This window comes from Nocardia sp. NBC_01377 (genome assembly GCF_045040005.1).
Lineage (GTDB): Bacteria > Actinomycetota > Actinomycetes > Mycobacteriales > Mycobacteriaceae > Nocardia > Nocardia noduli.
In genome coordinates this window covers 167,228-176,308 of record NZ_CP109568.1, presented here as the reverse complement: position 1 = coordinate 176,308, position 9,081 = coordinate 167,228, and the positions used below count along the sequence as shown (strand labels likewise).

Annotated in this window: 8 protein-coding genes and 1 pseudogene; 2 read left to right on the top strand and 7 right to left on the bottom strand. The window is 64.8% G+C overall.

All coding sequences use genetic code 11. From position 1 onward, the window contains the following. Nucleotides 1-108: 108 nt before the first annotated feature. Nucleotides 109-408: a hypothetical protein gene (locus OG225_RS43745; protein WP_331761114.1), complete on the bottom strand. Its 300-nt coding sequence runs from the start codon at nt 406-408 to the stop codon at nt 109-111. An 821-nt stretch (nt 409-1,229) separates the two neighbouring features. After that, nucleotides 1,230-1,445 (bottom strand): annotated as a pseudogene (locus tag OG225_RS43740) (cold-shock protein); the annotation flags it as partial. Here OG225_RS43740 and OG225_RS43735 point away from each other — a divergent pair. Beyond that, nucleotides 1,381-2,991 carry a helix-turn-helix transcriptional regulator gene (locus OG225_RS43735; protein ID WP_331761111.1) on the top strand — a complete coding sequence of 537 codons (1,611 nt, stop codon included), beginning with the start codon at nt 1,381-1,383 and terminating at the stop codon, nt 2,989-2,991. The pseudogene OG225_RS43740 and the gene OG225_RS43735 overlap by 65 nt on opposite strands. Before the next feature lie 44 nt (nt 2,992-3,035). On the opposite strand, the gene OG225_RS43730 is transcribed toward OG225_RS43735, so the two are convergent. The 4 genes from OG225_RS43730 to OG225_RS43715 all read right to left on the bottom strand — a co-directional run bounded on the left by OG225_RS43730 (nt 3,036) and on the right by OG225_RS43715 (nt 7,553). Then, entirely contained in the window at nt 3,036-3,389 is a 354-nt protein-coding gene (locus tag OG225_RS43730; RefSeq protein WP_405183696.1) for a hypothetical protein, read from the bottom strand. A 70-nt stretch (nt 3,390-3,459) separates the two neighbouring features. Further along, the gene (locus OG225_RS43725) at nt 3,460-4,677 is read right to left on the bottom strand and encodes a TniQ family protein (RefSeq protein WP_331757919.1); all 1,218 of its coding nucleotides are present in this window, start codon (nt 4,675-4,677) and stop codon (nt 3,460-3,462) included. 3 nt (nt 4,678-4,680) lie between these two features. Beyond that, a complete protein-coding gene (locus tag OG225_RS43720; protein ID WP_331761107.1) occupies nt 4,681-5,934 on the bottom strand; it encodes a TniB family NTP-binding protein in 1,254 nt (417 codons plus the stop codon). Continuing rightward, nucleotides 5,931-7,553, bottom strand: a complete 1,623-nt coding sequence (locus tag OG225_RS43715; protein ID WP_405183568.1) for a hypothetical protein — start codon at nt 7,551-7,553, stop codon at nt 5,931-5,933. Before OG225_RS43715 ends, OG225_RS43720 begins: the two co-directional genes overlap by 4 nt. A 33-nt stretch (nt 7,554-7,586) precedes the next feature. On the opposite strand from OG225_RS43715, the gene OG225_RS43710 reads away from it, so the two are divergent. Then, on the top strand, nt 7,587-7,997 hold the full coding sequence (locus tag OG225_RS43710) for a hypothetical protein (protein ID WP_405183569.1): 411 nt from the start codon (nt 7,587-7,589) through the stop codon (nt 7,995-7,997). A 194-nt stretch (nt 7,998-8,191) separates the two neighbouring features. Here OG225_RS43710 and OG225_RS43705 read toward each other — a convergent pair whose 3' ends face one another. Beyond that, on the bottom strand, nt 8,192-8,872 hold the full coding sequence (locus OG225_RS43705) for a TnsA-like heteromeric transposase endonuclease subunit (RefSeq protein WP_331757925.1): 681 nt from the start codon (nt 8,870-8,872) through the stop codon (nt 8,192-8,194). Nucleotides 8,873-9,081 lie beyond the last annotated feature (209 nt).

Below are 9,081 nucleotides of genomic sequence, written 5' to 3'. Positions count from 1 at the left end.
GTTGCCGGGAACCGGCAAATTGACTGACGGGCATGAAATGTGAGCCTTGCGTCCCGGCGAGTTGAGGAGGGGTTTGGCTCGCCGGGGCCGGCTCCCGCGCCGTGGTGCTCAGTTGCCGCGGGTGGCAACGGCCCGAGCGTTGGTGGGGAATCTGCGGGGTGACGGGCGAACCAAGCCGGTGGGAAGCAGCACCCGGCAGGCGTGGGGCACAGCGTTTTGTCCGGGACCGAGGTGTTCGCGGCCAGGCGCGATGATCACTTCGGCGCGCGCGAGCGCGGCGGCGTGGATGATGAACGTGGTGGCCATGAACGTGGCGTCGTCGATGGTGACGATCCGCACCAGGTCGTAGCCATTCTGTTTCGCGAGGTTTTCGACTATCGTGCGCGCTGCGGGGACTTGTGCGGTCATGCCGAGATGCAAGACACCTATTGCTCTGTCAGGCAACGTGTTTCACCGAACTCCGTAGGGCGCCGTCGGTGCAATGTTCCCATGAGCCCGATGACGGGCACCGGTCCGGCGTATGCCCCCTCCCGGCGCCACGATCGGAAGCTCAGTGGTGATTTCCGTCGAGCCGAGCGCCATCAGCACGGTGCGAATGGACTCGACGAGCACGAGCCCCGACGGACGAAAAGGCATATGCGGACCTCGGATCCACGCCCTGTACAAGCCACCGCGGTCCGCTGGCGACGGCAACGCCACCAGTTGTCCCGGTCCGGCGATCTCGATACGCCCACGCCACAGGGACGCCTCCCGAGCGCAGACCGAGTCGGAGATATCGGAGCGCACGAGAAATACCCAGACCCCGACGCGGGGATGGCTGATGATCGGCCCCATTGTCTGGTGGCGATCGAGGTCGATTTTGACCAGCTGAGCGATCGATGAAGGCATCTGAACCGCCGCCACCGAATCGGAGCGAACCCGGATTCCGCCAGTTCGCGAATCTACCGTCGCGGGCAGACCGCACACCTTCCGGTAGTACCAGCAGCGTGAACGCGGCGTGTCGACACCGAGGGCGCCCGAGTTTCGTGCGAGCGCGTCCCGATCCTGAATCGCGTTCAATGCAGCGTCGGCGACCTCCGCAGGTGCCGCAGCCTTGGCATATGGCGAACCCATCTACGCACCGCCAACGGGAACGCGGACTCGGCGGTGCATCAGGGCGGCCGTGGTCATCACCGCGCGACCTCCGATGACAATCTGTGCTGTGTCCACGCTGCGGAAGGTGGCACCACTGGAACCAATTCGACCTCTTGCGCTTCCAAGCCTTTCGGTTCGACACGGACGACGAACCGCACACGTTGGCCCTCATCGAGGCTCCGATACCCCTCGGCTCGGATCACACTGTGATGGACGAACACGTCACCGCGCTCGCCGTCACGACTGATGAACCCGAAGCCCTTGATTCGGTCGAACCACTTGACAGTGCCTGATTCGATATCGGTTTCCATACGTGTCCTTCTCCTACGACCGCTTCGCATCAGTCGACGTCTCAGCGCACCAAGTTGGTCAGCACTCAGAACCAGGAATCGCCACCAGCCGCTACTTCTGGCAGGTCAGAGCGCCGTGATGAGGGACCGACAACATCTGGAACCGGGTGTTGGGGTTGACCGTAGGAGCCGTCGAACACACACAGTGAAGGGATATCGACTATCCGGATTCACGTATACGGAAACCTGTATATTATTCCGGCATAACCGGTTTCGAGTGGACAATTGGTGTCGGACCGGTCGACAATCGGGGGCACTGGCAATGCATATGACAACCGGTGAGGCCATCCGACGGATACGGAAATCCCTCGGCATGACGCAAGCGGAGCTGGGAGCGCTACTCAATTTCTCCCAGCCCGCCATCTCGGGTCTGGAGAACGACGGACCCGCGGCCTACGACGTGCGAACCCTGCGTCTGGTGGCCAGAGCCCTAGAGGTTCCACTTGCCATACTGGTAGTGGAGTCGGACGAGGAGGCAGACGTGGACCGTCGCAACTTCTTCAGAGCAGCGGCATTCGGAAGCGCTGGCGCAGCCATGGCGGTGGTCGGTGCGACATCGTCCGCCGCCACAAACACTGCATCGATCCAGGTGGGTGCCGACGACGTCGCCGAGTTCGCCGACAGTGTCAACGAGATCCATGAGCTGGATCTTCTGGTGGGCGGTGACCGGCTGTGTCGCCTGGCGGCCGGAAACGTCGGATACCTGCGGCAACTGCTCGACACAGCTAGCTACACGGATCAGGTTGGCGGTGCTTTGGCCACTGTGACGGCGGAAATGATGACCGCTGCCGGTTGGGTGCACTACGACGCCGGTCGCGGCCAGGAGGCACGTGCGTTCTACGCCGATGCGGTCCAGACGGCAACCGAGGCCGGTGACGGAATCTCGGCCGCGCACGCCTACATGAACGCCAGCGCCATCGATCTCGACACAGGCTCGCTGGTCGCAGGAGCACACGGTTTGCGCCATCCGCAGCCGCAGAAAGCCGCGAATCTGGCACAAGCAGCTCAGAACGTTGCCCGCGGCAGAGGAGGACCGAAAGTACGGGCGTTGGCGGCGCTGCGCGAAGCCCAAGCCCAAGCGGTCATGGATAGGGCGGCGATGGAACGCGCTCTCAGCACAGCGCTGCGCGCCTACGACTCCGGCCGCGGATACGATCCCGACTGGGTGTGGCTGCCCCAAGCCGAACTCGACGGCCTGGTGGGAATCTCGTACCTGTTCGCCGCCGACTACCCCCGCGCCGAGCAGCATCTTCAGAACGCGATCGACGCGGCCGCGCCCTGGCCCCGCGAGCAGGTCGTTTGGCAGCTCTATCTCGCCCACGCCTACATCGCCGCCGGTGACCCCGCGCGAGCATGCGCGCTGCTCACCGCGGACTCAGCGACAGTCGGTGGCTTCACGTCCACGCGGCTGCAACGCAAAGTGGACGCGATCACCACTGCGGTGCGGCCCCACGCAGCCGTTCCGGAAGTGCAGCAATTCCTGGAGCAACAAGCGGTGCGCGTGTAAGGCGGGACCGAGAAGTCCGATCGGTTCCGGCGGGGATACGGCCGCTACAAGTCGCGGTCGATACCGAATTCCAGCACCAGCCCACGCAGCCGTCGAGCATCCATCTCTGCCATGGGCACCCATGTACCCCATGGCAGCAACATATTTTCCGAACTACGCACCCTTCCGATCAATGGCGCGAATCGGACGCGCGCCACGACGTCGCCCACCGAGGTGATGACCAATTCTTCCAGCCGACCCGGGATTTCTTCCTCAATGCGCAAGCCTGCGGACCGCTGCCACAAAGCTGTGTCGCTCCCCCAACCCAATCGTTGGGGCGACCACAGGCGAGCGGCCAGCACACGAACCTCGATCGGTGGGTCCACCCACCGAACCGGCCGATGCCGCTCCTCGAACATATGTGCGATATTAGCCGATGGGTTGCCTGGCGTCGTGGTGGAGTCCGGATGTGACGAGGCATCACATCTGTCACTTCAGCACGATATCTGACACCGCGATGCGTGGTCGCCGTCCGAGCGGTGGTGGTGGATGGGCTCGCGAGTAGGCAGCTATCGCTTGGCTCAGTCCTGGCGAGCAAGCGTGTTGGGCAGGGAGGAAGAGTCTTTTCCAGAGTCGGCCGGTGTAGTCGTTGTGGAGCATTTCATCGATCAGAGCTGCCATGTCTTCGTGGTCTGGGATGTTCAGAAGGTTGAACGTGGTGGTGAGCAGCGCGCCGCATTCTTTGGCCGGCAGGGGTGGTCGGCATGGTCCCCGGTGCTTGCCTGCTGGCTGGTGCTGTGGTCCCTCTCTGTGGCGGAGTTCGGCGGTGTGCTGGTCGATGATTTCGGCGATGGGCGCGGTGGGGGCGAAGGCTCGGGCGGTCGGCCAGCTTTTGATGAGGAGTTCGGAGAGCATGCGCAGATCGGTGAAGATCAGTGGTGCGGGAGTGGGTTGACCGCCGCTCGATGTAGTGGTGGGGCCGTTCGGTGCCAGCAGGTGGGTCAGCTGCTCTTGGGTGGTGAGCAGGCTGGAAAGGGATTGGGGGTCGAGTTCGTCGCCGTCGAGGGGAGCGTCGCCGAGGAAGCTGCCGCAAGGTCGTGGTTTCCCGGATCGGCATTGTGTGGGGTGCAGTTGGGCTTGTGGGTTGGCGATAAAGAGGTCGAAGGGGTGTCCATAGACCGGTTGCTGGTTGACGGGTTGTCGACAGTCGGGGCAGAGGTGCAGGAGAAGCCTGCGGTGCGTCAGGCAGCTGAAGGCGATCGGCAAGCGCCAGGCTCGTTTCCAGGGGCCGCCGTGGTGTCGCTGGATGGCGGTGCCGTCACCGGCCAGGCATTGCGGGCAATATCTCGTCCACCGCCAGAACACCCATGGCTCTTTGAGAAGCGCCTGTGGCTCACGGGTTTTGCCGAGGTATTGCAGCCGCAGCGGCGGATAGCGGCCTGCCAGGGCCGCCAGAGACATGTTCTCGACCTCGGTTATGGACAGCCTGGCCGCGCGGGCGAACCCGGCGGGGTCGACGAGCCCGAGGAGCACGGAGCGACCGGGCGCGTAGCGGTTGCCGCGAAGTCCGGCCAGGGCGGTCAGGTATCTGGGTGAGATTTCGAGGCGGTGTGCCAGTCGCAGGAGATAGCCGGGCAGGATTTCGTCGTCGAACGGGTCGAGGCTGCGTGGGAAGGGGCGCTCGACCGAGCGAGGCAGTGACGGCATCGCCTATGCCCCCGTCTTGGTCTCGGGAACGCCGGAGTCGTCGAAGACGGTGTTTCGGTTCTTGGTGGCCTTTCGCCGCGTTCGTGTTTCGGGTGCGGGGACGAGTGGGATTTCGCCGTCTTCGGCGCTGCGGCCGGAGTCGTTCTCGATGTCGAGCACGACCGTGTCGAGCAGGGCGGGGGTGAGTTTTTCGGTGCCGTCGGTTATGGCTTCGGAGCAGGCGCCTTCGATGAGGCGTTCCAGCAGGCCGACGACGCCGTTGGTCCGCCGGAACAGGTATTCGGGCATGGTGCCGCAGGTGAGCATGCCGGGCTCGGCGCGCAACAGGCGCAAGTTCTCTTCCAGTCCCGCCAGATGCGCTGTCCAGGCAGCGATGGCCTCGGCGGTGGAGTAGTGAAACGGCTTGAGATGGATCAGGGTGAAACGCCGTTGGGTCTGGGTGGCCGCCTCGTCACCGAACTCGTTGCCCTGCGACCCGAAGATCCAGTCGTCGGTGCGGGGATCGCGCCGGCCGCCTCGCAGGAGCCCGGAGCGGGGGATGCCGACGCCGATGAGCACCAGGGTCACTTTCATGCTCATCAACGCGCGTAGCAGGTCGAGGGTGTTCTGGTCGTCGGCGCGGTGCATTCTAAGCCGGGTGATGTCATCGAGGATTAGCACTCGGGTGCCGAGTTGATGCATCACGACCCGGACCTGCCGTGTCAGCTCGGGCAGGGTCATTTTCCTGTGATCGTCGCCGTAGAAATCGAGAATCGCCCGACAGGTCGATTTCGGTGTGGCGGTGACCGGGGTCTGAACGTAGGCGACCGGGACGTGCAGGTCGCGGGTGCCGGGCAGAGCCTCGGGGTTGAGTTGGTTGTGCAACTCCAGCCAGGCGTCCTCGAACGCGGCCGCGATTTCGCAGGCGGTTTCGGTTTTGCCTTGATAGCCGCCGCCGGTGATCATCAGCCCGGCCCGGGTGGTGGGCCGGTGTTTGAGGGCGTTGGCCTGCATGCGTGTTCGCATGATCCGCGTCAGTTCGGCGCTCATGGGAGTTTCCTGTAGCGGCAGATTCGAGTGGGTGGCATGCCGATGCAAATCGTGCAGGCCCCGCTGGCGGGGACTCATGAGCCGGTATTCACCGAGGCCGATCCGCGGGGCGGGAACGAAAGCGTGGCGGCTCAGTCGCCATCGCCGCCAGCCCTCGACGGTCTCCCGGTCGGGAACCTGACCTGGCAGGATGAACTGTGCCACTGCGGAATCCGATTCCGCTGTCACGAATGCCTCTCTCCATCAGCGGTGTCCGGTTCGTCGGAATCGCCTGTGAGCAGGAAGAGATTCCCGCGGCGGAAGCTCTCGCCAAGCCGGGCCGGGCGAGTGATCGCTGCCTGTGTGGTGAGCTGTTCGCGCCGTTGCCGACGGTCGGCGTCGACGGTGGTTTCGACCTGTGCAGCGTGGCCGGGCCAACGAGGTTCGATGACCACCGGTGTCGCGGGGGCGGGCGTCGATCGTGCGGTGGCCGCTTCGGCCAGCCGCTTCGGCCGGTCGGCGGCCGCCGCAGCGCGTTGGGTATCCTCACGGGCCAGATCGATGCGTCTGGCCTTGGGCATCGACGGCCAGTCTCGGACCGGGACGTGCGCGCCCAGTAGCTCCAGCAGCACCGGCAGCAGCTCTCTATCGCTGCGTGGGCGTAGACCTGAATTCCTTGCTGCGGTAAGCGTTTCCCGGACTCGCGCGTCACCGAAACAGGGAACCTCGTCGTGGTCGGGCAGCCCCGTCCAGCGCAACGGCTCCCAGACATGGGTCCTCGGATCCTGAAAGAACACTGTGCGCGCGTCTCGGGGATCGCGGCGGACCACATACTTCCGCTTGTGTTTGCCGCCCCTGGTCGAGTCCTCGTTCAGATAGGGGCGCAGGGCTTCGCCCTTATAGTGCAGGCCGCAGACCTTGACACCGCGTTCGGGGTCGACGGAGACGTGATGCGGCGGGAGCAGTTGGTAATAGAGCTCCGGGGACGGGATCTGCATGGCGAATCCGCCTTGAACCATCGACGCGGCGAACAAGGTATTCGGACTGTGATCGCCGGTTGGATCCCAGGACGGAGCGTGTTCGCCGAGCCGCCGGTTCTGCCAGACCTTCACGATCCAGGTCGCGATCAGGTGTTCCATCTCGCTGACGGTGAGAGCGGCGTCGGTCTCGGGGTCTTCACCGCGGTCAGCGACGTCGACGCCGGTGTAGCCAGGCAACTGCTCGAACAGCAGCGAACGAACCGAGCCGAATGCCCTTTCGACAGTCTGCTTGTCGGTCGGGCGCAGCACTCGTGCCGGCAAAATGTTGCAGCCCAGCACCCGCTGAACTTCGACCAGATGATGGTTGCGATAAACCGACCCATGGTCGGTGGTCACCGTCTCCGGAGCGAAGAACGGCAGCCCGGCAACCGGATGCCCGGCGAACTCGGCTACCAGGTTCGCGGGAATACCCGGGTAGGGCCATGCCATGTCCCCACCCCAGTCCGGGCGCATCGGCAATGGCATCGTGATGTCGCGCAACAACATTGCGACGTCGATCGAAGAGTCCGAGACCAGCGTCAACCGGAAACCCACCAGCGAGCGGGTGAATACGTCCATCGCCAAAGTCAAGTGAACCGAGACCGGGTCGCCGAACACCGTCTCGCGGACCTTGACCGGCAAGATCGTGGAGTCCAGCACCACCACTTGCCCGGGCCGGTGGATCACCACATGCTCTCCGGAAGTCGGTTTCGCCGCCGAACGGACGTAACGTTGGCGACCACCACCGGATCCGAACCACTCACGCCAAATCCGGCGCAGCGTGTCATAACTCGGGATCTGCTGCGTAGCTTCGGGTCCGAACTGCTCACGAATGTATTGATGGATCATGCGCTCTTTGGTGCGCATGCTCACCCGTGACCGGTGCAGGCACTCGGCATGAACCGCGTGAACCGCTTCCCGGACCTGGTCACCGACCCGGCGCCCGAGGAGCGGGCGAAGCCACCGATCATCGGCGCAACCGATCAGTCCGACTGCGCGGCGACGGGTCTCCCAGCGGATCAGAGTGCGAATTCCGACCCTGTCCAACCCGACCAGCCGGGCTTGCTCGCGATCGAGCGCAGCGAGTTCAGCCACTTTCGCCTCACGCCGCTGCGTGATCGTCGTCGACACCGGGTCATAACCCGGCCGCGGCTCATCAGCCCGCGTCCGCAGCGGATCCCCACTGCGGTAACCAGTCTCGACCTCGAGCAGATGCGCCATCCGCAGCATCACCAAGTCCCGTTGATGATCGGTCAGATCTGCCAGCGACGGCTCCTGCCGTCCTCGCGCTGAGGCCACCAGCGCAGTCGTCCGGCTTGAGTTGCGGCAATCTCGGTGCCGCATCAGAGAACCGAAACTCGCCGACATCCGACGCCCGCCGCTACGGCCGACCAGCATCACCCGACCGAACTGCGGGACCAACTGCTCGACCAGCCACTCGACACCATCGAGCACCAACAGCGCGCCCGGCGACAACTCCAGACCCACTACCCGACCCTCCGCGCCTCGAAATCAGCCGCGCGGATCAGCGTCGCGTCCGTCAACGGCCGACCCAGATTCATCCCCACGCGTCGGCGCCAGAGCAGGTGCAACAAGAACGCCCGGGCGATCGGAGCACACGCCGTCGCATCGGCCAACGCGGCAAACGTCGCCGGACCCGTGCTCAACAGGCCCAACAAGGTCTCGACCATGCCGAGGCGATCGATCAAGGGACGCCGCTGCGAGGAAAACCAGTCGACGGTCGCGACCATCTGCGGACGCCATCCACCCACCACCACGTATCCCCATCCGTGCAGGGCGGCGACTTCCGCGGTCGCGGCGAACTTCACCTCGTCGCGCTCCCCGATCCGGTTCATCGGCCGGACGTCGATCAACCAGATCCCCGAATCGGTCACCGCCAGGAAATCCGGGAAGTGCTCCACTGGGCCGTCGCCGGTCCAGAACCGCAGCCGCAGGGGCTGCGACAACACTTCCCTCGCCCCACCAGCGAAATCGAGCATCAGCAGCAGACGAGCCTCCGCCAGCGACTCATGCCCGTGCTGACGCTCGGTACTCACCAGGTACTCCAGCCCCGACCGGTGTCTCTGCCCCCGCCGCCAGGAAAACTCCCGCGTCGGGCCACGCCCCGCCAACGGCAACTCCGGCAGGTCCCGCACCGGCACCGACACCTCCCGCTCGTGGACCCGGCACGACACCGACCACCGCGCCGACCAGCCATCACCGAGTGTCAACCGATTCCGCGCATCCTCGGCAAGCGCTGCTGCCGTAGCCATCTCGGTCCACCGGCAGCTATGCGACCACACCTCAAGCGAGTCCACCGCAACATCCAAACCAGCAAACCATCGACCCGCACCTGAAACCCCACGAAACGACCGAG